We start from the raw sequence: 26,444 nt of genomic DNA on the forward strand, positions 1-26,444 counted from the left end.
TCGGTTATTTGGTGGTCGTTGTTGTTGTTAATAATTTGATATAAGCCCTGGTTATATTGGCAGTGAACTGCGCCTGAGCGAGTGAAAATTTTAATTGGGATAACTGGGTATCGGCAGTCAGGACGTCGGTAGTATTGACCAATCCTTGCTGGTAACGATTTTGTAAGATCCTTAAAGCTTCGGTAGCCTGATCAATGGCAGCCTGATCCTGAGCCATTTCAAACCGCGCGTCAGAAAGGTCACGGTAGGCTTTATCCAGTTCCAGTTGGCTCTGGTCTTTCTGCTGGGCAAGCTGTACGGTAAGCTTGTCCCGCTCCAGTTTTTGTGCGGCAATTACATGTTTGGTTTTATTCCCGTTAAAAATGTTCCACGATAATTGTATACCAAACAGGTAAGCATTCGCACCGAAACCGGTTAAACGGCTGTCGTTATATTGGTAATTGCCGAATGCATTCAGCTTAGGCAGGTAGCTCATCTGGCTGGATTTGATCATCAGCCCGGATGCATCAATGGCTTTCTGCATGGCCATGAAATCGGACCGGCCCGCCAATACCTTTTGCGTGCTGTCTGTAACCAACAAGTTTGTTTTGGGCTCATCAGCAATGCTGTAAATTTTTCCGGTCGGCAGCCCCATTAACAGGCCAAGGTAATCAGATGCGTTAAGGATACTGCTCCTTGCTTTGGCCAGGTTATTTTCAACTGCGGTAACATGTACCTGGGCGTTCAAAAGGTCCGACTTCTGGATCAAGCCTTGTTTGAAGTGATTTTCGGTGAATGTATATACAGACTTTGCAGTTTGCCCGGCTTCTGCCAAAACCTTCTCTGCCTGGTAGGCCAGTTGCAGTTGCAAAAATGCTTTCGTGGTTTCGAAAGTAATATACTCCTGGGTGCGCTGGGTTTTATACCGGTAAACTTCGGTTTGCTTTTCGGCTCCCTTGCGCATATACAACATATCAATATTGAGCAAGGGTTGCTTGACCTCCACTTGTGCCAGGTAATCCGGTGTTGCAGAAGGATGGTTTAAAAGGGCAGGATTAAAATCGTTTTGAGTAATGCTGCGTTGCTGCAGTTTAAAACCAAACGCGTTGAGCGGGTTGTTCGTGCTCATCGCGGTATAAGAGAGGTCAACCTGTGGCAGGAAGACAGCCTGGGTTTGGTTGAAACTCGACTCCGCAATACGCAAGTCCAAGCCGGCCAGGCGGATAGTTTTATTGTTGGCTAAAGCTGCCGAAATAGCCTCTTGCAGGCTTAGTTTTTGGTAGGTGTCCTGCGCTTGCGTTATCGCAGGGAAACCGGGCATTCCTATATAGAGGAACAGCCCCCATTTGATCAAACGCTTTATCTTCTTCATTAATTTAATTTTTAACAAAAGTACTTTCAGCAGAAAAGTTAAACGGTAACATTTGTTACCTACGCCTGAATCGGCAGGTATTTTAAGCTCATTGACAAGCTTTTTCATAAAGCGCCAAATGATTGCCGCTGATGATATCGCCAAGGCCACCCTCTCCATTTAGTTGGTCAATGTCCACGTGGCAACCTGGTGGCATGACTGCTACCTCTCTTAGTTTGTCGGCCTCGTCCTGAATCAAGCGAGCTTTGTTGTCGTCAAAGAGCAGGCATAGGGCTGTTCGGCATGCTTGCTTTAATCGTTATCCTTGCCATCTCTATCTTTAACTGGGGAAGCCGTGTTCGTTCTAATTTCTGTATGCCTGATCTGTCCGCCCAAATAACCGGTCCTTGCGATTAGCCCAAAGCCGATCAATGATGCCCCAACCGCAAATAGTGCAAACGGCCTGGTTAGGGATGTGCTTTTTATTGTAATAAAAAGCCCGGTCACGGCGATCACGCCTATAACTATTAGGCCTGCCAACGAAGTTAAGGCAGACTCTGCATGTTCTTCGATCAAATTTTTAGATATACCCTGTAAATGTTCAACTGTTTCTTCTGCACCTTCACCGGTTGCATAAGCTATACCGGCACCTATAGCAGACAGGATCAAAACGTTATAGGCAGCGATAAGAATAGAATTGCTTTTTCTCCATATCCCATGGATCAAAACAAGAGTACCCAGCGCAGCGCCGATGATCGGCAGGTGGGTAATCAGTAGGTGGATATGCGTCTGGTTCATGACTTTTTTTATCGAAGTTCAGTATTTGTCCGTAATGTTTAAGTGGTTGTAATCAAGTGTTTTAATGATCTTTGTCATTTATTTTTAGCAGGTAAAAAGCCAGTTTTATGATCTAAAAAAACGCTGCTATGAAGACAATCATGATGCTCACTGACTTTTCGGAAAATGCGGATCATGCTGCAAAAACCGCTGCAAAAGTTGCTCCCCAATTGAAGGCGGATATTTTGCTTTACAACACCTACTATGACCATCCTATACTGCCGACGTATGCCGGCGGCCCCTGGGTGGTTGAAGAATTCGTCTTTCGTAAGGATGAAAGTACTGCAAAACTTAGCCAGTTAGCCATTCAATTAAGGCATGTAATGGCAGGCATATCGCAGGGCGACTTTAAACCTAAAACTGATTATCAATGCGGGGAAGGTTCGCTGGGTAAAAATATTGCGATGATCATTCAGGACAACAAAGTCGGGCTTGTTGTGATAGGCAGTCGTACTGATAGCGCAGTGGATCATCTGATCTTCGGTAGCGACACGATGGATGTGATCGATCATTCGTCTTGCCCGGTTTTGATCATTCCGCCGAAAGCTGAAATGAGTGCGCTTAAAAAAGTTACGCTGGCCATCGCTTTTGAATTAACAGATATCAACGCAATCAGCTACCTGATCGACTTAGGTAAACAACTTCACTTCCACCTGGAGATCGTCCATGTTTCGCTCCTCAATAAAAATGATGACCCGGTAAAAGAAAATGCGATCATTAATCACATTAATGCCATCAAGCAGGATAACATATCGTACCTTGAGATCAGGGGAAATGATGTGGTGAAACGATTAAACCGGTTATGCAAAGACAATAATTCTGATCTGCTGGTACTGGTTCATTACCGGGAAGGTTTCTTTTCAGACCTGTTTGACCGGTCTACAACGGCGGCGGCTTTGGATAACCAACATATACCGCTAATGGTTATTCCGTCCGAAATGAAATAATCACCTGATACGGGCTATTATGAAATCCTTAAGATTTAATTTCTGCCACCCGGTTAAAGCGAAGGCACACCTGGTACCGCTTACCGGAACAGACACGAAGTGCCTGCGCATGAATGTTGACAGTGACGAATCGAATCTATTGGAGATCCCGATCGATCAATGCTGCGACGGGAACTGGCGAATTGAACTGGAATGGGAATATGGTAACGAATCGTTCCATCATAAAAAAGAGTTCGAGGTCAAACGGAATAAATTACTTTATTAAAACAAATCTCACTCTGCTATACCCAACAACATGAATGGACGGATTTAAATTACAGCGTATCGGGATCATTATGAGGCCGGAACCGGGAAATGACATGGAGGTTGAAGGCGTATTAAATCCGGCGGCCATACGCGGGTCAAACGGCGACCTGTATTTGTTTCCCCGGCTCGTCGGAAAAGGAAATTATTCCCGTATCGGTATTGCCAAGATCATATTCGACGAAAGGGGAGATCCGGTTGGCGTTAAGCGGCTCGGTATCGTATTAGAACCCGAAGCTGAATATGAAAAAAGGCCGGAAGGCGGTGGCTGCGAAGATCCAAGGATCACCTATTTTGAGCCGATCGGGCAATATATCATGACCTACACCGCTTTTTCGTCAAAGGGCCCGCGTATTGCGCTGGCCATTTCAAAGGATCTGTTGCACTGGGAACGCCTGGGCCTGGCCGATTTTGCCAACTATAAACTGATCACTTTTAATGATGTTTACAACAAGGACGCGTGCATTTTTCCCCGTCCAATGACGAGCCCGCATGGCGATACATCCATGGTGATGCTACATCGGCCTTTATTTCCAGGCACCCTGCCGGAGGACATCATGTGCGACCCCGAAGACCGGAGGGTCAGGGATCACCATGAATGTATCTGGATATCCTACAGCGATCTCATGTTAAACGGCCGTAAAGCAGATCACCTGCAGGAATTTGAATCCAATAGCCCGCTTGCGTTGCCGGAAGCAAACTGGGAAAAGATCAAAATCGGTGCGGGAACACCGCCCGTGCTGTGCAAGCATGGCTGGCTGTTGGTTTATCACGGGGTACACCAAACACTGCCTGTCGGGGCCGAGCCGCATCATTTAATCTATTCGGCCGGGATTATGGTATTAGATATCAATAAGCCTGATAAGATTTTGTATCGCTCGCCCTTTCCCATATTAGAGCCAATGCTTACAGAGGAAAAGGTTGGAATAGTTCAAAGCGTGGTATTCCCGACTGGCATTGACCGGCGCGATGATCTGGGTACACCAAACAGATTTGACATTTATTACGGAATGGCCGATAATTATATCGGGGTGGCGCGATTGGACATTCCTGACGAATTGCTGCCGCTTTAAGGTTTAACAAAGTGGGAAAGCTTTGTATCCACACAACGTTAAATGATGAAGAGTTGATAATCATGTGATTTGCATCAAAAAACGATTGCTTATTAATTGTTACCTTTGTGAAGTTTGAAAAAGTTCACGGCCATATTGCTTTTAACAGTTTTCCTGTTCTCGACAACTGAACTCCACCAGTTGCTAAAATTGCCCGTATTTTTTGAACACTTAGCCGAACATCGTAAGGAAAACAAGAGCATTTCATTCCTGCAATTTCTTGACATGCACTACATGCACGGTAGCCCAAGGGATAAAGACTATAGCGAAGACATGAAATTGCCCTTCAAAACGGCGGATAATTGCACGGCAACCGCATCACCGGTGCTGGTTCCTCAATTATTACAGGCCCTGGCCCTTCCTGTGATATTTTCAGCGGAAACGAAATTACAAGTCTTCGATTTCTGGTTTAATCACTCTGCGTATTTATCCAGCATTTGGCAGCCGCCAAAATCTTGCTAATTAATCCTCTTTTCAATTTTATGTACAATGCTTAGCATGGCTGTTCCTGCTATGCAGTACTTTTTGAATTATTAATTTTTCAAGATCTTATTTTATGCTAAATCATATCATCGCTTTTTCCGTGAGGAATAAACTGATCATAGGGCTTTTTGTGATTGCCCTGATTGGCTATGGCAGTTACCAGTTTACCAGGCTGCCCATTGATGCCGTACCTGATATTACCAACAACCAGGTACAGGTTATTACCGTAGCCCCATCATTCGGGGCCACCGATATCGAACGTTTAGTTACTTACCCGATAGAACAGGCCAATAGTAATATTTCCGGACTCAAGGAGATCCGCAGCTTTTCCAGGTTTGGCCTTTCGCTGGTTACCATTGTATTTGATGATGCCACAGACGTTTACTGGGCAAGGCAACAGGTTGCCGAGCGTTTGCAAAAAGTGCAAAGCCAGATACCATCCGGTATCGGCACGCCGGAGCTGGGCCCGGTAAGCACCGGGCTTGGCGAAATCTATCAATACGTAGTGCGCCCTAAAAAGGGTTATGCTGCAAAATACAATGAAACCGACCTGCGCACCATCCAGGACTGGATTGTCCGCCGCCAGCTTTTGGGCGTTAAAGGCGTTGCCGAGGTGAGCAGCTTTGGCGGTAAGCTAAAGCAATACTCCATCGAGGTTGACCCCAATAAACTGCTCTCGCATAATATCACGATAACCGATGTATTTAAAGCACTGGAAAATAATAACCAGAATACCGGTGGAGCATATATCGAAAAAGGGCCCACTGTGCTCTACATCCGCAGCCAGGGACTGATCGGCAGTATCGAAGATATCAACAATACGATGATTAAAACCACTACCGGCGGATCGCCCCTTTTTATTAAAGACGTAGCTGATGTTAAAATAGGTTATGCCACCCGTTTTGGCGCCATGTGCTACAATGATGAAGGTGAAGTTGCCGGTGCTGTTGTCATGATGCTGAAAGGCGCCAACAGCAGCGAGGTGATCAAAAATGTCAAGGAGCGCATCGTACAGATCCAGAAAACCATGCCCGAAGGTGTAGTAATCGAGCCATTTCTGGACCGAACGAAAATGGTGAATAATGCCATCGGTACAGTGGAGCGCAACCTGCTTGAGGGGGCGCTCATTGTAGTATTTGTGCTGGTATTATTCCTTGGCAACTTCAGGGCAGGTTTACTTGTCGCCTCTGTGATCCCGCTGGCCATGCTGTTTGCCATCATTATGATGAACCTTTTTGGCGTTAGCGGTAACCTGATGAGCCTGGGAGCACTGGATTTTGGTTTGATTGTAGACGGGGCCGTAATTATTGTGGAAGCGGTTATGCACACACTTAGCCATAGTAAACAATTTAAAGGCATTGGCACCCTGGGCCAGGAAGACATGGACAAGGAGGTAAACAGCGCTGCCAGTAAGATGATGAACAGCGCCGTATTTGGCCAGATCATTATCCTGGTGGTGTACCTGCCTATCTTCACTTTGCAGGGCATTGAAGGTAAAATGTTTAAGCCCATGGCACAAACGGTGGCATTTGCTTTATTAGGTGCTTTTATTTTATCCCTTACCTATATCCCCATGATGAGTGCCGTCTGCTTGAGTAAAAAGATTAAGCATAAACCGAACTTTTCAGACCGGCTGATGACTAAGGCAGAAATAGCGTATCAGTCAGGCCTTAGCTATATCATTGCTTTTCCGAAAATGGTATTGTTCACGGTTGTAGGCTTATTTATATTTTCAGCCTATCTTTTAACTACGCTGGGCGGTGAGTTTATCCCCGCGCTGGAAGAAGGCGATTTTGCCGTTGATACCCGCGTATTGACAGGCAGCAGTCTGAATACAACCATCGCTAACACCCAAAAAGCAGCCCATATCTTAAAAACACAGTTCCCTGAAGTAGAAAAAGTGGTTACCAAGATTGGCAGTGGCGAGGTGCCCACAGACCCGATGCCGATGGATGCCAGCGATATGATGGTGATCCTGAAACCTAAGGATGAGTGGGTATCAGCCAAAACCTTTAATGAGCTTTCCGAAAAAATGGGCAAGGCCTTACAGGCTGTTCCGGGTGTTACCGCGGGCTTCCAATTTCCGGTACAAATGCGTTTTAATGAGCTGATGACCGGCGCACGCCAGGATGTAGTTTGCAAGATATTTGGCGAAGACCTGGATACCCTTGCAGCTTACGCCAATAAACTGGGTAAGATAATCAGTACTGTTGACGGTGCTAAAAACCTGTATGTTGAGGCAGTTGCCGGCATGCCGCAGATCATCATTAATTATAATCGTAATGCCATAGCGCAATACAACCTCAATATCACTGATATTAATAAGGTGGTTAATACAGCGCTTGCCGGGCAAAGCACCGGAACCTTGTTTGAAGGTGAAAAGCGTTTTGAGGTAGTGGTGAGAATAAGTGGTGAGCAGAAAAAAGACCTGAAGGACATCCAGAATTTACTGATCCCGACACCGCAAGGCACGCATATCCCTTTGTATCAACTTGCCGATGTGCAAATCAAGGATGGCCCCAACCAGATACAGCGGGAGGATGCCAAGCGCCGTATTGTAGTGGGGTTTAATGTTCGGGGCAGGGACGTACAAACCATTGTAAACGAGTTACAAGCCAAGGTAGATCAGCAACTCAAATTCCCGGCGGGGTATTATGTAACATATGGCGGTGCCTTTGAAAACCTGAACGCTGCCAAACAGCGCCTGATGATTGCGGTGCCGGTTTCACTGCTGCTTATCTTCTTACTGCTCTATTTTGCTTTTAACTCCATCAAGCACGGATTATTGATATACTCTGCAATTCCTTTATCAGCCATCGGGGGTATCCTGTTCCTGGCATTACGGGGCATGCCATTCAGCATCAGTGCAGGGGTGGGTTTTATAGCTCTGTTTGGCGTGGCTGTGCTAAACGGCATTGTATTGATCTCTGAGTTTAATCAACTAAAAAAAGAAGGTATGACCGATTTGAAACGTATTGTTTTAATGGGTACCAAGGTAAGGCTAAGGCCGGTACTCATGACCGCGTTTGTAGCCTCGTTGGGTTTCTTCCCAATGGCTATCAGCAATGGCGCAGGGGCCGAAGTGCAAAGGCCATTGGCCACGGTAGTTATAGGGGGCTTATTAATCGCTACTTTCCTCACTTTGTTTGTATTGCCGGTATTGTACATCATGTTTGAGAAAGGGTTCAAAACAGTGCTCGGTAAAACAACAACCGCCATGGTTTCTATTGCCTTATTGACCGTTTTAAGCCAGGCCTCCAATGCACAGACACCAATTACACTTAAAGCTGCTATTGATACCGCTTTGAAAAATAATTTGCAGGTGAAACATGAGCAACTAAAGGTAAAATACCAGCAAATGCTGATTGGCACATCGGCCAACATGTCGCAGGCCACCTTGTTTGGCGAGACTGGGCAGATCAACAGCAATTATACCGACACTAAGTTTGGTATATCACAGTCTTTTAACTTTCCCACTGTCTACAGCAGGCAAAAGGAACTTTTAAAAGCCGATTGGAAAAACAGTGTATTGAGTGTTGCTGTCAATGAAGCGCTGTTAAAAAAACAAGTGAGCCAGGTATACTACGCCCTGGTTTATATGGAACAGAAAAAGTGGTTACTACAGCATACCGACAGCCTGTACCTGGGATTTTATAAAACGGCTGAGTTGCGGCTGGCTAAAGGAGAAACCAATATACTGGAGAAAACCAGCGCCGAAACCTTGCTGGGGCAGGTACAAATGCAATTGAATCAGTTGAAAGAAGATGAAGCCATATTGCAATTGCAATTGCAGCTGTTGCTGAATTCTACCACTGTATTTACAACAGCCGGAGCCAGTCATAAATTAAGTCTTTTTGCTGTCAATGATAGCCTCAATTTAAAGGAACACCCGGCAGTGAAATTAATAGCGCAGCAACAGCAAATTGCGGATGCGGCAATACGAGTGGAAAAAAGCAGGCTTTTACCGGATATTACCATCGGATATAACAACACCAGCATCAAAGGTATCGGTGCCGATAATAAGTTGTATAATGGTTCAAACCGGTTTAATTCGGTGCAGGTGGGAATTGGTATCCCCATTTTCGCCAATGCACAAAAAGCCCGGATCAACAGTGCGCGGGTGAATAAACAGATAGCCGAGAGTAATCTTGCATTAGAGGTACAAAACATAACATCAGGTTACCGGGCGGCAGATCTCCAATATAAAAAATACCTGCAAACAGTATCCTATTTTGAAAGCAAACCCTTAAAAAATGCTGAATTGATAGCCAATACGGCCAACCAGCAAATAGCAGCCGGTAATATCAATTACCTGGAATGGGCACAGCTGGTTAACCAGGCTACCACGATCAAAAATGATTACCTGGAGGCTGTACGCAACCTCAATGAAGCGGCCATACAACTTAACTATTTTTCTAACAACTAAAATTCAGATCATGAAATCCATCATATATTTATCAGCCCTTGTCGTCCTGTTATCAGCCTGCGGCGACAAAAAAACGGCTTCAGACAATACAGGCGATGCAGTTAATCCCAACATCGTAACCGTTACAGATGCACAGCAAAAAAATGCTGCGATAGCTACCGGAAAAATTGAGTTAAAGGCAATATCATCCGTTTTAAAACTCAACGGAAAAATTGATGTTCCACCGCAAAATATGGTTTCTATCAGTGTACCATTGGGCGGTTATTTAAAATCTACCAAACTTTTACCCGGTATGCATGTAAGTAAAGGTGAAGTCATCGCCATGATGGAAGATCAGCAATACATCCAGTTACAGCAGGATTACCTGACAGCCAGGGCAAGAATCGGATACCTGGAAAATGAATATAACCGCCAAAAAGACCTTAACCAGAGTAAAGCCAGCAGTGATAAGGTATTTCAGCAGGCCGAGGCCGAATACCGTAGCCAACAGGTGCTGATCAGCTCGCTTGCCGAAAAACTGCAACTTATTGGCATCAACGTTCGGAATATGAGCGCGTTGAAAATATCGAGGAGCGTAAATATCTATTCGCCTATCAATGGCTTTGTATCAAAAGTAAATGTCAACATCGGCAAGTACGTATCACCTACCGAGGTGCTGTTTGAGTTGGTTAACCCGACAGATATCCACCTGGCCCTTAAAGTGTACGAGAAGGACCTGGATAAATTATACATCGGTCAAAAACTGGTGGCCTTTACCAACAATGAGCCGGCAAAAAAACACGAAGCCGAGATATTACTGATTGGCCGCGACCTTTCTGCCGATAGGAACGCCGACGTACATTGCCATTTTGAAACCTATGATAAAACGCTGGTCCCGGGTACTTATATGAACGCAGAAGTACAAGTCAAAAATACACAGGCTTATGCCATAGTCAACGAAGCAATTGTTCAGTTTGAAGGCAAACAGTATATCTATAAAGTAATCGGAAACCGGCGGTTTGAAATGACGGCCGTTAATATAGGCGAGAGTGAAAACGGTTTTACAGAAATCCTGTCGCCCACAAAGGATATGACCTCGAATGCTGTTTTCGTAATCAAAGGCGCATATTCGCTATTAATGATGATGAAAAACAAGGCAGAATAAATCAAATAGACTTTAAGTTAGAGCATGCCAAATATGAAAACTAATATCGCGACAAAATTGGTCATCTTAATGGTCACCATCATCATATTTTCTTCCTGCGAAAAGGCTGTCGTATATAATGGGAATGTCAATATCACGTTACAATACAAACAACAAGCTGTACCAGACATCCCCGTTTATTACTATGCCGGGATTCCTGTAAAAGATAGCTTAGGAAACATCAGATATCACGGGATGCAGCTTTCCGCTATTGGCGGAAGTACGACTTTTAGCCAATTACCGCCCGGGGCATATCACTTTACTGCATCCGGTTTTTTGAACTCTGCCCATAAAACTGTACGGGGAGACACCGATATTGTGGTAAGAAAGCGTTACCGGGACGAAAGTAATTATCAGATACTGCTCCCTCTTCGTTAAACTAAATCCGGATGACAATTTATCTACCGTATATGCTAAGTACCGAAAATTGATTTTTGGGTACTTAGCTTTCCGTATTGTGCAAACTATCAATGCCGTTAATTATAAAGCAGAGCTTCAGGTGCAGGGCGGTACTGAAAGTACCTTTTATAAAGCATGGTGGGAGAAGTAATTCAATTTAATAATGGTTTAACAGGCACTTCAATTCATTTGAAGTGCCTCCTGTTTAATTTTTGAATGAGCCATAGAAGCGTAAATATCAACCAAAAAGACAATAGTTTTTCCGCTTTTGCCAGGGCACTGGCCTTACCAGTAAGAATACAAATCGTCAGACTGATCATTGAAAATGGCTTCACCATAAGCCGGGAGGATCTTTATGGTGAAGATTTTGCGAGGGAAACTATTACCAAACGTCTTGCCGAATTGAGATCGCTGGGAGTTTTAAAGATGGATGGGAGCAAAGGACATATCACCTATAATATTGATGAAAGTTGGTTTACACAAATGATGACTGAATTTCTGAATTTTTTTGGAAAATGTATTTCAATGCCTAAACCCTAAATAGCAGATAGTTACATTCAAATGCATATTCCTTCAGTAAATGAGATAAAAGAGGATAAACCACTTCCTGTTTATTCCCATTTTGGTGCTTTTATTAAAAAGCGCCGGGAGGAACTGCACATTACCCAGGAAAACTTTGCCAGAAAGATAAGGATGGACAGGGGGCATTTAAGCCGGATCGAGTGTGGTAAACCAACATTAAGCTTCACAAATTAAAGTCGGTTTCTAAGGCTCTTTATATAGATTACCCGACCTTAAAAAAGGAATATTACAGTTTCCAACTGGCGGAAATGTTTGACGACAGCGGTTATGACGAGTCTGTATTGCTCAGTGCCAGGGAAAAGCTTGAGCATTTGTCAAAACGGAAAAATCATTAACCTATGTGTTTCAACCAGTGTCAGTAGCCCTAATGTGGTCAGCAGGTATCTATCCGAAAATTTAGGAGAAGTTGACCCTTCCTAAATAAATATTGAACCTACGGGGTAACGTTAGGTAAACTCGCAACGCCTGCTTATATCATTTCTCCTTCCTGGTCATCAACAGCAATAACGCCATTACCAATGACTAAAAAGCAGATGATCGCGAGTAACACAGGCAATGACAGCCAGAATTCAGAGTATGGCTTAAATATATTCTGCCGCAAATTAACCAAAATTACGGCTCCAAGAAGAGCAGGGAGGTTAAAAAGACAAAACAAGCGCGTCCGGAAACCCAAGGCAATACACAATCCGCCGATCAGGTGCATGATGATGATTAAGTGCGCCAAAAATGTAATGGAAATTGACAAACCTAACTTGTCAGCAATACCTGTTTCACGAAGGTACTGATCCAAAATATCGAGGTTTAATATAAAGGCGACTCCTTTCCAGACGAGTACTATTCCGAGGGCAATTCGCAAGAAATCGATCCACTTAGGATGATGATGATCGCCCCAAATCTTAATTTGCATGAGCGTTTTCATATGTTTATAATTTGGTTAACTTATTAACGTATGAGAAGGTAAATTGTTATATATTGTTATGCTGGTAAGAGGATTGCTAAATACGAAAAATTTTTATTTTCTATCCTAAATATTTACATTTGTCTTAGCAAGTTCTTTCCCAAAATCGCTAAAATAGAACCAGTGTTATAGGGTAACAGTTAGGGTGGAGATTCTGATGAACCAGACCACCTGATTCCGGGGCAAGCTTTCAGTCGCCCGAAAGAAAAGTAGCAAAAGAAAGGGGCTTTAAACATGAAGCATACAGATCTGCCAGCATGATTCATTCCCTTTACCCCCAATAAATTAGCTGCAATAACCACATTCTTGTAATTGCTTATTAGACAGATCTGTATCTTAAATTGTGTCATTCACATTAGTTTTCCTCAATAATGACAAATCCCCAGGGCGATAACTTAAGTCTGCTTTTCGGGCTAACACTTTCCGATGTAAGCAGTTCCTTGCCAGCGGCATATGGATAAACAAATTCCTTCAGCTCTGCTGAATAGTTTAAGTAATAGTGGACTTTTTTCCTTAGACCGTTAATACCTGATTTTGTTATCAGTGGAAATTTAATTTCCTGATCGACATTCCAGAGGCCGGCATCTTTTACAGCCTTCTCTAAAAGTTTTTCTTTAACGATTTTAGTTATTCCACAAGCAACATATAAAGCGGTTCCTTTGCCGTATTTATTCTCTGTAATTGCAGCATATTTACCCCAGATTGGATGGTCGTATTGCAATAATACTGATGCAGAAACCGGTGTTACTAGCTCCATCCACTCTTCGGCTGAATTTTTAATGCTGTCTGGCAATAATTTACCTTTAAGACCGACGTCTTCTGGTTTAGTAAACTCAGAATATTTAATTCCGCAGGCTTCGCTGATGATACCTGGTTGAGAAACAGTTCTCACTTTGTTGTGTTCGTCAGAAAAGCCGCTTTTGAAAGTATAAATTATATGTCCGCCATTTTTTACATATTGATTCAGATGCCTAAGTATAGTGTCGGGTGACGAATAAAGTGCAGGAACGAGAATCAATTTATATTTATCGATGTCTCTGCTGGAAGGATCTATAAAGTCTACTCCAATATTCATATTGTACAATTATACTGGAAAGGAAAAAATAAATCAGTTTTCAGTGCACCCCCTCTGTTATTAACTACCATATCAATTTGTTAAAAAGTGTTAAAGCCTTTTGAAAATTTTCGACTGCTTTTTTTCTTTGAGCCGTCAATTTTTAACATTAAACCAATATCGAAAAGGCATTTTTTGAAGCTATCATTAACTATTTTAGTTGTAGATTATGTTATCCAAATTCACTATCCCCCGTTTGAGCGCAGCGCGCAGCTTTGCTTTTCTTTTATTATTTCTGGCATCCGCCTTCGCATCAGAAGCGCAACAGCAGCCGGTCACCTGGCCGGCGGGCAAATCAGGGTTTACTGCCAAACTGATGAACATCGAAGCTGCAACCAACGAAACCTTTCGTTACAGCACGACGCTGCATAACGGTTCGGGCAGTTCCAGGATTTACGAACTCAAAACCGATCTTCCCATTGGCTGGGCTATCGCTTATAAAGTGGACGGTAGCCAGGTTACTTCCATAAACATGGACGCAGGCAAAACACAGGACGTCGCCATCGAGATCAATGCCACAGCTACCGCCTCCCCGAAAAAATACAAGGTTCCGATCAAAGCCGTATCCGGTTCCGATACCCTATCGCTGAACCTGGAAGCCGTAGTTAAAGGCTCCTACAGCCTGGCACTAAGCACACCTACCGGAAAATTAAGCGACGAAGTAACCTCGGGCAGCCAAAAAGAGTTGCAGCTGACCGTCAAAAATTCGGGTACATTGCCTTTAAATGATTTGCAGGTTACCGCTCAGCTGCCTACCGGCTGGGAATCTACTTTTGAACCTGCCAGCATTAAACAGCTGGAAGCCGGGAAAACCATCGATGTAAAGGCGACGGTAAAAGTACCGGACAAAACTATCGCCGGGGATTATGCCGCTAATTTTACAGCGACAAACAGCAATACCAACTCGCAGATCGCCTTCCGGCTACTGGTCAAAACATCGTTGCTTTCCGGCTGGATCGGCGTTTTGGTCATCCTTTTAGCTATTGGCGTCGTTTATTACCTCATTCGTAAATATGGCAGAAGATAAACCAGCCATTCCATTTTTTACCAATGAAAGATCCTATTATACAATTAAAGGGTTTAACCAAACAGTATGGCGCTATTAAAGCGGTAGATGGTTTAAACCTTGATATAGACAAGGGCGAGATCTTCGGATTGCTGGGGCCTAACGGAGCCGGCAAAACCACGACCATATTGACGATGCTCGGGCTTACCGACCCGTCGAGCGGTACCGCTTTTGTTTGCGGGCATAACGCGACCAACAGTCCGATACAGGTGAAGCGAAAAGTGGGTTATATGCCTGATAGTGTTGGTTTTTATGATAACATGACCGCACTGGAAAACCTGATGTATATTGGCAGGCTAAACGTTGTACCCGAGAACGAACTAAAAAAACGCTCGGCCGAAGTGTTGGAAATTGTTGGGCTAGCCGCAGACCAACATAAAAAGACTTCGGCTTTCTCGCGCGGAATGAAACAGCGACTGGGCCTGGCCGATGTGCTGATCAAGAACCCTGAGGTCATCATCCTGGATGAGCCGACACTTGGCATCGACCCAACGGGGGTTAGAGATTTCCTGGCGCTGATCAAACAACTGAGCCGGCAGCATGGGCTTACTGTTTTGCTCTCATCACATCATTTACATCACGTTCAGCAAGTGTGCGACCGGGTCGGGATTTTTGTGAATGGCAAGTTGCTTGCTCAGGGAGATATCGGTGCACTGTCCGCCCAACTATTCGGCACCGATAGCCATGTCACTTCTATCAGGATAGCACAACCCGTTCCGCAACCCTGGCAGCTGGAACCGGAACTCCAGTCATGGGATGCTATTACCCAGATTAGTATTCACGAAAATGAACTGGAATTTACCAGCAGGCGCGACATAACGGCCGCATTGGTCCGCTTCCTGGTTGAGAAAAGCTTCGATGTGATTGGTGTCAATCGAAAAAATTATGGACTCGACGATATCTACCAGAAATATTTTGAATCAAATAGTACTAAAAAAACAAGCTATGAAAAGTCAATCTCCTGATCCGGGGCCTTTCGGCGTTATGGTTCACAAGGAAATAGGAGATCATATACGCAGCCGGCGCTTCAGTATACTGATTGCGCTTATTGTTCTTACTTTTATCGCCGCGATGTACGTATCGCTGGCGAATATTAAATCAGCAATAGGAAATTCAAAAGATCCGGATCATCTTTTTATATATCTGAAGTTGTTAACCACAACCGATAATTCCATCCCGCCATTTCATGTGTTCCTGAGTTTTCTGGCACCGTTGCTGGGCATCAGTTTAGGGTTTGACGCGGTTAATTCCGAGCAGAACAGTGGTACCTTAACCCGCCTGATGGCGCAGCCCATCTACCGGGATAATTTATTGCTGGCCAAATTTGTGAGCGCCCTGGTGATCGTCAGCGGTTTGTTTTTTGCATTGGCTCTGCTGATGATAGGCGGCGGATTAGTACTGACCGGTGTACGTATGGAGCCGCAGGAATTGCTGCGAATACTAGGGTTTATTGGGATCACTATTGCTTATGTGGCTTTTTGGTTGAGCTTATCTATCATGCTTTCCATCTTGTTTAAGCAAGCCGCAACTTCCGCACTTACGGCCATCGGAACCTGGTTGTTCTTTACCATATTTTACCAGATTGTCATTAATCTTATTGTCAAGTCCTTCTTACCTGATCCGGCTTATCTCACCCATGCCGAAATCATTAGTTATAACGATCTTATTTTGAATCTGCAACGCATCGCCCCGAATCAGCTTTACTCAGATGCAGTTACGACACTACTGATGCCGTCGGTTCGCAGCCTTGGCCCTGTAACTATGGAGCAAATGGCGGGCGCTATACCAGCCCCCTTGCCTTTTAAGGAAAGCGTCATGATCGTATGGCCGCAAGTAAGCGGTTTAATCGCATCAACAGCAGGCTGTTTTGCACTTGCTTATTACTTTTTTATGCGGCGTGAGATACGTAGCTGATGAGAGATCAGCTACGTATTAACGAAAAAAAATCTTAATTTTGAAATATTGGTGATGCGTTAAGTTTTTATAAACCGTTGTAAATAGCTGAATATAAATATAATATAGTTGTTATTTGATTTTTTGATTTGATTTGACCTTTAGTTTAGGCCTTTTTTAAAGGCTATGAATTCAGGGAAGTATGTTTTTGCTCAACTTTTGCATTTGGTTGATAGGTATGAGTTTGAGAAATGCGTTTCTAAGTATAATGGGGATTTCCGGACAAGGAATTTCAATTGTTGGAACCAGTTCATCCAACTGTTTTTCGGTCAATTGACCTCCCGAAACTCGCTCCGTGATATCTGTGTTTGCCTAAAAGCGCACAAGAACAAACTGTACCACCTCGGAATTAGGGATTATGTGAACCAATCCACGTTATCGCGCGCAAACGAAAACCGGGATTGCCGGATATTCGAAGACTTCGGCAAATACCTGATTGAAAAGGTAAGGCCGATGTATTCCAATGAACCAATTGCCAATGTGGATATTGGCAATGAAGTGTTTGCCCTTGACTCCACAACGGTTTCTTTGAGTCTGAAGCTATTCGTTTGGGCTCCTGGCAAGTACTCGCGTGGCGCTATCAAGATACATACACTACTGGACTTAAGAGGGAACATACCTGCTTTTATCCTGATCACCGATGGTAAATACCACGACAGCAACGCGCTTGATACAATAACTCCAGTTCCAGGGGCAATATATATAATGGACAAAGCGTATGTTGACTTTAAGGCTTTGTACAATATCCACAACTGCGGTGCATCCTTTATCACAAGGGCAAAGAGCGTCATGGATTGCGCGATTGTTGAGCGAAATTTCAACATTGATCCGAACTCAGGGCTCACAGGGGACAAAACTGTCGTGCTGAACGGGCCAAAGTCTAAAAAACTTTATCCAGAACAGCTAAGGTTGGTGGAATATTACGATGGTGAGAAAGATACCGAACTGGTGTTCCTAACTAACAACTTCGAAGTATCCGCCCTGGAAATTGCAAGGCTGTACCGTAACAGGTGGCAAATAGAGACTTTTTTCAAGTGGATAAAACAGAACCTGACCATTAAATCTCTGTGGGGGCAATCAGAAAACGCAGTGAATATTCACGTTTGGGTTGCTATTTGTACTTACCTAATCGTAGCCAGTGTGAAGCATACTCTGAAAAGCACCCTTTCTATTTACGAGATCATGCAAGTTCTGGGGATATCTGCTTTTGATAAAACTCCTTTGAAAGAGTTATTAACAGAAGATCAAATCATTCAAAATGTCAAAGAACAATATGACTTATTTTAACATTAAAAACTTAACGCATCAGTACTAATTTTGAATCAGGAAATACGTTCTTTCCAAGAATCGTCAAAATAGAACCAAAGTTGTAGGGTAACTTTTCGGGTAACAAAGGCGATAATTGATCTTATAAAAACTTCACAATAAGGCATATAGAAGCACGTGGTCAACCTAAAATCCCGTCCATTCCGCCAAAAGCATTTAAAAAATGTTCAAAAGCCTTTAAATCATATGATTTAGAGGCTTTTTTGGTTTTAAGCCCCTCCAAAGCAACCCGGATTATTCGGGATTAAGTGGAAAAGTTGTGGAGGAACAAAAAAGTATTTGTTTTGCGGATAGGAATAACAATACGAATACCCTTGTCAGCAGCATTTATGCCGGTAAGTTGTATATCTATAAATGTAAACGTCAGGATACTTTTCTCATTTGCAACAGCCAGGTATTTGAATTTACAAACTTAAATATCATTTTTATAAGCACTAATCTGCCAGAAGTTTTATCAGCATCCACCGTTTGGATATAAATGTACACGATGTCAATAAAAATGTATGATTTTGCAACTGTTTTGGAAACTATTATGGGTTCATTTGTATTACACAGCAGACAAATAACATAACTAATATATGGCTGCCAGCATATTGAGCAAAAATATTTTAAAGCGTATAGCAGTATTTAAAACCGGGCCAGCTATGATACGTTCTTATCATATTTGGCTTACTTTGCCCGTTTAACCAAAAGAAATTGATTAGACCATTTTTAACCTGCCAGAAAATAACGCATGTAATAAACTATGAGGAAACTTATCCTTTTTATCATTTTAACTTTGTGTTCGGTATGTGTTACCCTTGCACAACAGTCGCCTGTTAAATATGTAAACCCGTTGTTGGGTACTGCTACTTTGTGGGATGCTAAGGATGCGGGCTTTACACCTACACATCGTGTTTGGGGGGCCGAAGTGTTTCCCGGATCATCGCTTCCCAATGCCATGGTGCAGTTAACTCCGGTTACGCAGTTTCACAGTGGCTCAGGCTATCAATATGAGGATACGGTGATATATGGGTTTGCCCATACCAGCAAAGGTCACTGGAATTTATGTAACATACCTTTGCTGCCGGCTACAGGTGTTATAGCAGCCGACGATTATAAATCATCCTATGATCATAAAAATGAATCGGCCCATCCCGGTTATTACCAGGTTTATTTAAATCGTTATGGCATTAATGCCGAATTAACCTCAACCCTGCGTTGTGCATTCCATAAATATACTTTTAAACATGGCGAAAGCAAAAAGTTAATTGCCGACCTGGCCATGGCCAATGAAAGGGTACGGAGCTGGAGTATAAGTCAGGATGGTAGCAATGCGTTTACAGGTTTCCAGCAATGCGGCGAAAAGATGTACTTCTACGCTGTTACTAATCATAAGATTAAAAAGATCGACTCGTTAAGAAAAGATGCTAAAATAGTGCCCGTTGTAAATTTTTTTAACGAAAATAAACCGCTTGAAATCCGGATCGGGTTTTCGTTTGTAAGCTTGAAAAATGCAAAGGAGAACCTGGAGAAGGAAATGCCGGGTAAAAGCTTTGACCAGGTAAGGGCGGATGCCGCTGAAACCTGGAATAAGCTACTCTCAAAAATTACGGTTACAGGCGGTACCGAACGTCAAAAGGGGCTGTTTTATTCGTGTTTATACCGCTCATTTTTATGGTCGGCCTTACGCAGCGATATTAATGGCGATTTTACCGATCAAGGCGGCAACGTAGTAAACAAGGGCTTCAATTACTACACAGAACCCTCGTTATGGGACGATTATCGCAACAAACTTATCTTGTTAGGCCTGCTCTCGCCCAAAGTAACGGCCGATGTTATTCAATCACTGATCGATAAAGGGGCAAAAAGCGGCTTTATGCCAACATTTTTTCATGGCGACCATGCATCTGTGTTTATAACGGGTTCGTACCTAAGGGGCATAAGAGGTTTTGATGTGAAAACAGCGTACACCATGATGTTAAAAAATGCCACTGTTGAAGGTACCAGGAAGTATGTTGATGAATACAACACCAAGGGCTATATAGCCGAACTTGATGTACCCCGGCCGGTTACCGAAACTGTAACCAAAGCTGCGGTCACTAAAACACTTGAATACGCTTATGATGATTACGCCGTCGCTTTGCTGGCAAAAGAATTGAAAGATACCGGTAGTTTCCGCATGTTAATGAAACGCACAGGCAATTACAAAAACGTATTTGATGCCTCAACAGGGTTCATGAGGGGTAGGCTGGCCAATGGTGAATGGGTTAAAAACTTTGATCCTTATTACCCATATTATGAATACATGTACCGCGAAGCCAATGCATGGCAATCGTCTTTTTTTGCCCCGCACGATGTAAAAGGACTTATCGGATTATATAAGAACAATAATGCCTTCGAAAAAAAGCTGGATTCGTTGTTTTCCCTTCCATGGAAAGGGTATGAGGTTTACAACATTTCGGGTTTCATTGGGCAATATTGCCAGGGTAACCAGCCCGATCATAGTTACCCGTTCCTGTACTATTTTGTTGGTAAACAGGAAAAATCGCAGGTATTGCTGGATAGCATCATGAACCATTTTTATGATATGGGGAAACAGAAATTAGCCTATGCCGGTATGGATGACGCGGGTGAAATGTCGTCCTGGTATGTGTTTAATGCTATGGGTTTTTATCCGTTTTCACCTGCCGATCCCAAATATATCGTCTCTGTTCCTCTTTTTGATAAAGTAGAACTTAAGCTGGATAACAATAAAACGTTTACCATTTTGAAAAAGAATACAGGTAAAAAGATTGGCAGCCTTAATTACGCAACTCATAAAATTGAAGATTATTTTATAACCGACAATGAGCTGAAACAAGGTGGCCAACTGGTAATAACCACCCGTTGACGGCATTTGATAACCGAAATTATCAATTAATAAAATGTTTCTTATTTAAAACTGTGGTTTATTCAATTTTGACAACGCATAGTATTTTTAGAGCGATGACGTGACTTACATTTTTACATCTGAAAAGTAAGTGAAAATAATTGGGTTTCTTGTTTATATTATTGGGAGTTATAATATTTTAAAATAAGTTTTTGAGAATAAACAAAAGAAGGACGGTATGTTTAAAACACATCCTTAAATGTTTCAATGCCAGTGCCAATTGATTTTCCACCGAACGCTTGGAAATGTTGAGCCGTCCGGCTATCTCCTGGTTTGATAGGTGTTCAAATCTGCTTAACTCGAAAATTTCCTGGCATCTTTTAGGAAGTTTATCAAGATACAGACTTAACTCGTTGTCAATTTCTTTTTGCCTGATCCTCATTTCGCCGTCGTTGGTATGGCTGAAATTATCAGTGGTCAGATTATCTTTAAAAACTATTTCAAGCTTTACCGCTTTGCGGCGTTTATAGATCTGAAAACGCACCGAAGTTTGCATGAAATTAAAGAATGAAATAATCTCAAGTTCTTTTCTGCGGTTCCAGATGCTTACAAAAACATCGTTAACAGCCTCGGCACAAACTTCTTGGTCTTCCAGATAATAATGAGCTGTTTTATACAAGCTTATCCAGTAACGATCAAATAATATATTGAATGCCAACTTATCGTCCTTTCGTACGGAATCCCATAGATTAATATCTGTTTCTGAAGTATTTAGCATTATATTGGTATCTTAAAAATAAGAATAAAATGTTAAAAAACCTACAATAAAAAATAAAAAAATAATGTGTGTGAGTTTTTTGCCGAATAACGTACTATAGTTATATAAACCAAAAAATGTCGAAGCAGGATTTCATTTCACTGTACAAAAAGTTCCTTTCGGGCCAATGCTCTGAAGAAGAAATCAGGCAATTGGAAAGCTACTATTCTGAAATAAAACTCATGGACAATGAATGGGAAAACGCCCTTGGCGATGAGCGGCGGATAAAGGAAATGATTATGTCAAAAATCAAAGCCAGCACAGATATTGACTATCACCAGACAACAAAGAAGCTGATATTTCAACCTTGGATATGGTATGCCGCATCCGTGTTTTTTGCCATAATTACCGGTGTTTTTTCATTTCATTATTTAACAAAAGATAAAGCACCAAATCAAATTGCTATCATCATTCGCCCGGGTAAAAACCAGGCTTATCTTACTCTTGCCAATGGAAAGTCTATTGTGCTGCATGATGCCAAAAATGGCCAGATAGCGGGAGTGTCGGGAGTTATTATTAAGAAAATAAACGACAGTGTTTTAACGTATTATGCAAATAATAGCGAAAAAATACATAAAAATACCGATAGCAATTCACTCACCATACCTCGCGGAGGGGTATTTCAAACGGTGCTGTCTGATGGTACAAAAGTGTGGCTAAATTCGGCCTCATCTTTAAAATATCCCGTGGCATTTGCCGGTAAAGAACGCCGGGTTACGCTCGTTGGCGAAGCTTATTTTGAAGTTGAAAAAAACAAGGCGATGCCATTTAAGGTATCGGTTAACGGCATGGATGTACAGGTTTTAGGTACTCATTTTAACGTGACGGGTTATCCGGAGGATGTCGATGTAAAAACAACTTTGTTACAGGGCAGGGTTAAGTTGCATTCATCTGCCGGAAGCCAAAACCTGGTCCCCGGCCAGCAAGGGGTATACAATTATCATAGCCGCGGTTTTGAGGTGATGCAGGTTAATACCGACGATATAGTAGCCTGGAAAGATGGTTTTTTTGTATTTGACAATGAAAACATTCAAAGCATTATGATGAAAATAGGCCGCTGGTACAACGTAGATGTAGTTTTTAAGAATAAAACAAGCCAAAATAACTTTGGCGGTACTATTTCGCGCTATAAAAATATTGATGCGGTGCTAAAGGCTCTTGAGGCAACCGGATCTGTTCATTTCAAAATGGAAGGAAGGAGGGTAGTCGTTATGGATTAACCATTACATAAAGCTTCATAACGATCCTTAAAAAAAAGAGACCAGGAGTAGGTGGAAGTACTCCCGGTCAAAACACCTTTCGGCATTAAGGATCAATAACTGATTATTTCTTACAACCAATTAATTACTAACCTTAACCAAATGTATAAATTTTCGATTGCATTCCCGTGCAAAAGGGATTCCCGTATCCTATTAAAATTTTTGCTGATAATGAAACTCTCCTTTGTTTTATTGGTAACGGCATTGCTTCAGGTAAGCGCCGCTACCTATTCGCAAAACATAAGTCTGAAAGTGAAGGATGCTTCTCTGCTGGCTGTGTTTAAACAACTGCACCGCCAAAGCGGGGTGGAGTTTGTGTACGACAATCAGATGCTTAAAGAGGCCAGGCCTGTTAGCTTAATCGTCGTAAATCAGCCGCTTATAAAAGTGCTTGATCAATGCTTTTCGCAGCAGGCTTTAAGCTATGAGATTGTTCAAAATATGATTGTAGTTAAAAGAAAAGCAAGTGGCGAAATGCCCGCTCAGGGCGCCGGCAGCCAAGTGTTACCCATAACTGTTACCGGCAAGGTTGTTGATGAAAAAGGTTTAGCGCTGCCAGGCGTAACTGTAAAGCTGAAAGACGGTACGACGGTTACCTCAACCCGTGGAGATGGTACCTATACTATTAGGCTGCCTGATGGAAGCGGCACACTTGTTTTTACATTTATAGGTTACGCCACGCAGGAGGTTCCTGTTAATAATGCCAAACAAATTAATGTAACCCTTAAAGAAACGTCAACCGGCCTTAACGATGTAGTAGTGGTAGGGTACGGACAGCAAAAAAAAGTAAGCCTGATTGGTGCAATAAGCACCATAAAGGCCGAAGAATTGAAGCAGCCTGTTGCTAATCTATCCGATTTGATTGCCGGCCGCGTTGCCGGGGTTATAGGTGTGCAGCGTAGCGGCCAGCCAGGATATGATAATGCCGAAATCTACATCAGGGGCATATCTACATTCACAAGCAGCAGCCCCCTGGTGTTGGTTGATGGTGTTGAGCGGGAACTGTCTAACGTAGATCCTGAAGACATTGGCAGTTTCAGCATCCTTAAGGATGCATCGGCAACGGCTGTATACGGCGTACGTGGCGCAAACGGTGTTATCCTTATACAAACCAAAAAAGGTAAAGTAGGCAAACCAACCATAAATGCCCAATATGACCAGGGAATTACCGAATTTACAAAAATACCTTCGTTTGCCGATGGCGTTACCTATATGCAAATGGCCAACGAAGCTTACAAAAGCAGTAACCCCGGTGATGCCCTGCCTAAATATTCTGCCGATCGTATCCAGAAGACAGCCGACGGTACCGACCCCGACCTTTATCCCAATGTGGATTGGTTTAAAATTTTGTTTAACAAAACGGGCCAAAACCGTCGGGCCAGGGTTAATGCCAACGGAGGATCCGAAAACGCGCAGTATTATCTGTCTGTTGGTTATTACAACGAAAACGGCTTGTACAAAACAGATCAGCTGGCCAACTATAACTCGGCCATTAAGTTTGACAGGTATAACTTTACATCAAACCTTACATTGAATGTAACTAAATCAACCAAAGTAGATTTTGGCGCTTCGGGATGGATAAGCAATGGTAATTACCCCGGCAGTTCTGTTGATGCCATCTGGAGTTCGGCCTATATTATGCCGCCAATAGTAATTCCACCGGTATATTCAAACGGTTTGCATTCGCAAATCCGAACCGGCGATGTGCTCAATCCTTATAACCTGCTTACTCAAAGTGGGTATGTAAACGAATTCAGGAGTCAGTTGTGGAGCAATATCAGGGTAACCCAGGATTTAGGCACTATCCTTAAGGGCCTCTCGGCTACGGCTATGTATTCTTTTGATAATTACAACACGCACATCATCAGCCGTACAAAAACCGTTGATGGCTACCTGGCTACCGGGCGTGATGCCAATGGAAAGCTATTGCTCGATAAAACATCTGTCGGCACAAGTTTTCTTGGTTATTCCAGGAGCAATGGTGGTACGCGCCAGTTTTATACAGAGGCTGCAATTAATTACACCAACACATTTGGCAAACATGCCGTTTCGGGGCTGATACTATACAATCAATCGGATAAAGAGGATGCCTTTGCAAACGATTTTATTAGTTCGATACCATATCGTTATATGGGGCTTGCAGGGCGTGTAACCTACGCTTACAATAATAAGTACCTGGCCGAAGCAAATTTTGGCTACAATGGTTCTGAAACTTTTGCACCCGACCACAGGTTTGGATTTTTTCCTTCATTTGGCCTTGGTTGGGTAATATCAGAGGAGTCTTTTTTTAAGCCGCTGGCTGGTACCTTTCAGTTTTTGAAACTCAGGTATTCATATGGTGTGGTGGGTAATAGTAACATTGGCGGCCGACGCTTTGCCTACATCTCGACAGTAGGAGGCGGTAACGGTGGTTACTCCTACGGTCAAAATGGTACAGACCAAAACATCGGCGGGCTTGACATTGGCGATTACGCAGTAAGTGTGACCTGGGAAAAGGCAAAAAAACAAAATTTTGGCATTGAACTTAAAACATTGGATAATGCCGTTTCTTTAACTGCCGATGTTTTCCAGGAAAACCGCACAGGTATTTTTCGCCAGCGCGGCGATGTGCCAACCTATACCGGTATCAGAACTTTGCCTTATGCCAATCTTGGCGAAGTACATAATCGAGGTATCGACGCCACGCTCGACATTAATAAGCGGATAAATACCGACTGGCAATTAGGTTTCCGGGGCAATTTTACATGGAACAGGGCAAAGGTAATAAATGATGCCAACGCACCCTGGCCATACCCCTGGCAGCAGCGGATAGGTCGTAAACTGGGCCAGCGTTTTGGATATACCGACCTTGGTCTTTTTCAAAGCGATGCCGACGTAGCCAATAGCCCTTATCAAACCGGAACAAACAAAGCAGGTGATATTAAATATAAAGACCTTAACGGCGATGGTAAGATAGATAATTTTGATCAGGGCCCGATAGGTTACGGCAGCATTCCTGAAATTGTTTATGGTTTTGGGCCAACCATTAGTTATAAAGGCTTTGCTATTGCCGGCTGGTTTAAAGGTATCAGTAATGTAGATGTTTCGCTAAATGGCGACGGCCTGCAGCCGTTTAGCCAGGGCGGCGAACGTGGTAACCTGCTTACCCAAATCACCGACCGATGGACACCTGGCAGCACTAACCCGCGACCTTTTTATCCACGCCTTACTTATGGTAACGATAATATGAACTATGCAAATAGTACCTGGTGGGTAAAAAATGGCGCCTTTATGCGCCTGCAAACCTTACAGTTAAGCTACGATTTTGCCCGCTCACAATGGCTGCGCCATACGGGCATGTCAAACCTAAGCCTATATTTTATAGGCTACAATTTGCTCACTGTAAGTGGATTTAAGCTTTGGGATGTAGAGTTGGGTGACGGCAGGGGGGCACAATATCCTTTGCTGAAAACATATAACCTGGGCATTAAATGCACATTTAAATAATCGTGATCATTC

The 26,444-nt window shown here is 43.1% G+C and carries 21 protein-coding genes; 16 read left to right on the forward strand and 5 right to left on the reverse strand.

The window, feature by feature from the left end:
- Window positions 1–4 precede the first annotated feature (4 nt).
- The gene (locus ACFGVS_RS20615; RefSeq protein WP_439695412.1) at window positions 5–1,351 is read right to left on the reverse strand and encodes a TolC family protein; all 1,347 of its coding nucleotides are present in this window, start codon (window positions 1,349–1,351) and stop codon (window positions 5–7) included.
- A 291-nt stretch (window positions 1,352–1,642) separates the two neighbouring features.
- On the reverse strand, window positions 1,643–2,128 hold the full coding sequence (locus ACFGVS_RS20620) for a hypothetical protein (RefSeq protein WP_439695413.1): 486 nt from the start codon (window positions 2,126–2,128) through the stop codon (window positions 1,643–1,645).
- 128 nt (window positions 2,129–2,256) lie between these two features.
- On the opposite strand from ACFGVS_RS20620, the gene ACFGVS_RS20625 reads away from it, so the two are divergent.
- The 9 genes from ACFGVS_RS20625 (at window position 2,257) to ACFGVS_RS20665 (ending at window position 11,776) form a co-directional block, all read left to right on the forward strand.
- Window positions 2,257–3,114 (forward strand): universal stress protein, encoded by an 858-nt coding sequence (locus tag ACFGVS_RS20625; protein ID WP_439695414.1) that lies wholly within the window; start codon window positions 2,257–2,259, stop codon window positions 3,112–3,114.
- 19 nt (window positions 3,115–3,133) lie between these two features.
- A complete protein-coding gene (locus ACFGVS_RS20630) occupies window positions 3,134–3,379 on the forward strand; it encodes a hypothetical protein (protein WP_439695415.1) in 246 nt (81 codons plus the stop codon).
- Between the two features lie 34 nt (window positions 3,380–3,413).
- Window positions 3,414–4,490 (forward strand): glycoside hydrolase family 130 protein, encoded by a 1,077-nt coding sequence (locus tag ACFGVS_RS20635; RefSeq protein ID WP_439695416.1) that lies wholly within the window; start codon window positions 3,414–3,416, stop codon window positions 4,488–4,490.
- Window positions 4,491–4,604: 114 nt separating this feature from the next.
- Window positions 4,605–4,991: a hypothetical protein gene (locus ACFGVS_RS20640; RefSeq protein WP_274213126.1), complete on the forward strand. Its 387-nt coding sequence runs from the start codon at window positions 4,605–4,607 to the stop codon at window positions 4,989–4,991.
- A gap of 94 nt (window positions 4,992–5,085) precedes the next feature.
- A complete protein-coding gene (locus ACFGVS_RS20645) occupies window positions 5,086–9,438 on the forward strand; it encodes a CusA/CzcA family heavy metal efflux RND transporter (RefSeq protein WP_439695417.1) in 4,353 nt (1,450 codons plus the stop codon).
- Between the two features lie 10 nt (window positions 9,439–9,448).
- Window positions 9,449–10,582 carry an efflux RND transporter periplasmic adaptor subunit gene (locus ACFGVS_RS20650; protein ID WP_439695418.1) on the forward strand — a complete coding sequence of 378 codons (1,134 nt, stop codon included), beginning with the start codon at window positions 9,449–9,451 and terminating at the stop codon, window positions 10,580–10,582.
- A gap of 33 nt (window positions 10,583–10,615) precedes the next feature.
- A complete protein-coding gene (locus tag ACFGVS_RS20655; protein WP_439695419.1) occupies window positions 10,616–10,999 on the forward strand; it encodes a hypothetical protein in 384 nt (127 codons plus the stop codon).
- Between the two features lie 237 nt (window positions 11,000–11,236).
- The gene (locus ACFGVS_RS20660) at window positions 11,237–11,560 is read left to right on the forward strand and encodes a hypothetical protein (RefSeq protein ID WP_439695420.1); all 324 of its coding nucleotides are present in this window, start codon (window positions 11,237–11,239) and stop codon (window positions 11,558–11,560) included.
- 21 nt (window positions 11,561–11,581) lie between these two features.
- Complete coding sequence (locus ACFGVS_RS20665; protein WP_439695421.1) at window positions 11,582–11,776, forward strand: helix-turn-helix domain-containing protein; 195 nt, start codon at window positions 11,582–11,584, stop codon at window positions 11,774–11,776.
- 295 nt (window positions 11,777–12,071) lie between these two features.
- Here ACFGVS_RS20665 and ACFGVS_RS20670 read toward each other — a convergent pair whose 3' ends face one another.
- Window positions 12,072–12,521 carry a DoxX family protein gene (locus ACFGVS_RS20670; protein WP_439695422.1) on the reverse strand — a complete coding sequence of 150 codons (450 nt, stop codon included), beginning with the start codon at window positions 12,519–12,521 and terminating at the stop codon, window positions 12,072–12,074.
- 394 nt (window positions 12,522–12,915) lie between these two features.
- The gene (locus tag ACFGVS_RS20675; protein WP_439695423.1) at window positions 12,916–13,635 is read right to left on the reverse strand and encodes a beta-galactosidase trimerization domain-containing protein; all 720 of its coding nucleotides are present in this window, start codon (window positions 13,633–13,635) and stop codon (window positions 12,916–12,918) included.
- Window positions 13,636–13,843: 208 nt separating this feature from the next.
- On the opposite strand from ACFGVS_RS20675, the gene ACFGVS_RS20680 reads away from it, so the two are divergent.
- The 5 genes from ACFGVS_RS20680 to ACFGVS_RS20700 all read left to right on the forward strand — a co-directional run bounded on the left by ACFGVS_RS20680 (window position 13,844) and on the right by ACFGVS_RS20700 (window position 20,891).
- Complete coding sequence (locus ACFGVS_RS20680; RefSeq protein ID WP_439695424.1) at window positions 13,844–14,701, forward strand: COG1470 family protein; 858 nt, start codon at window positions 13,844–13,846, stop codon at window positions 14,699–14,701.
- Window positions 14,702–14,724: 23 nt separating this feature from the next.
- A complete protein-coding gene (locus ACFGVS_RS20685) occupies window positions 14,725–15,705 on the forward strand; it encodes an ABC transporter ATP-binding protein (protein ID WP_439695425.1) in 981 nt (326 codons plus the stop codon).
- Window positions 15,686–16,654, forward strand: coding sequence for an ABC transporter permease (locus tag ACFGVS_RS20690; protein WP_439695426.1), 969 nt, complete (start codon window positions 15,686–15,688; stop codon window positions 16,652–16,654). The genes ACFGVS_RS20685 and ACFGVS_RS20690 overlap by 20 nt, the downstream gene beginning before the upstream one ends.
- A 165-nt stretch (window positions 16,655–16,819) precedes the next feature.
- A complete protein-coding gene (locus ACFGVS_RS20695) occupies window positions 16,820–17,980 on the forward strand; it encodes an IS4 family transposase (RefSeq protein ID WP_439695308.1) in 1,161 nt (386 codons plus the stop codon).
- 784 nt (window positions 17,981–18,764) lie between these two features.
- Window positions 18,765–20,891 carry a GH92 family glycosyl hydrolase gene (locus tag ACFGVS_RS20700; RefSeq protein ID WP_439695427.1) on the forward strand — a complete coding sequence of 709 codons (2,127 nt, stop codon included), beginning with the start codon at window positions 18,765–18,767 and terminating at the stop codon, window positions 20,889–20,891.
- A 178-nt stretch (window positions 20,892–21,069) separates the two neighbouring features.
- On the opposite strand, the gene ACFGVS_RS20705 is transcribed toward ACFGVS_RS20700, so the two are convergent.
- Window positions 21,070–21,648 (reverse strand): sigma-70 family RNA polymerase sigma factor, encoded by a 579-nt coding sequence (locus tag ACFGVS_RS20705; RefSeq protein WP_439695428.1) that lies wholly within the window; start codon window positions 21,646–21,648, stop codon window positions 21,070–21,072.
- A 116-nt stretch (window positions 21,649–21,764) separates the two neighbouring features.
- Between ACFGVS_RS20705 and ACFGVS_RS20710 the strand changes: the two genes are divergently transcribed.
- Window positions 21,765–22,907: a FecR family protein gene (locus ACFGVS_RS20710; RefSeq protein WP_274210895.1), complete on the forward strand. Its 1,143-nt coding sequence runs from the start codon at window positions 21,765–21,767 to the stop codon at window positions 22,905–22,907.
- 210 nt (window positions 22,908–23,117) lie between these two features.
- Complete coding sequence (locus ACFGVS_RS20715; RefSeq protein ID WP_439695429.1) at window positions 23,118–26,432, forward strand: TonB-dependent receptor; 3,315 nt, start codon at window positions 23,118–23,120, stop codon at window positions 26,430–26,432.
- Window positions 26,433–26,444: the final 12 nt, after the last annotated feature.

Origin of the sequence: Mucilaginibacter sediminis, from assembly GCF_051903035.1 — a bacterium.
Classification (GTDB): Bacteria; Bacteroidota; Bacteroidia; order Sphingobacteriales; family Sphingobacteriaceae; genus Mucilaginibacter.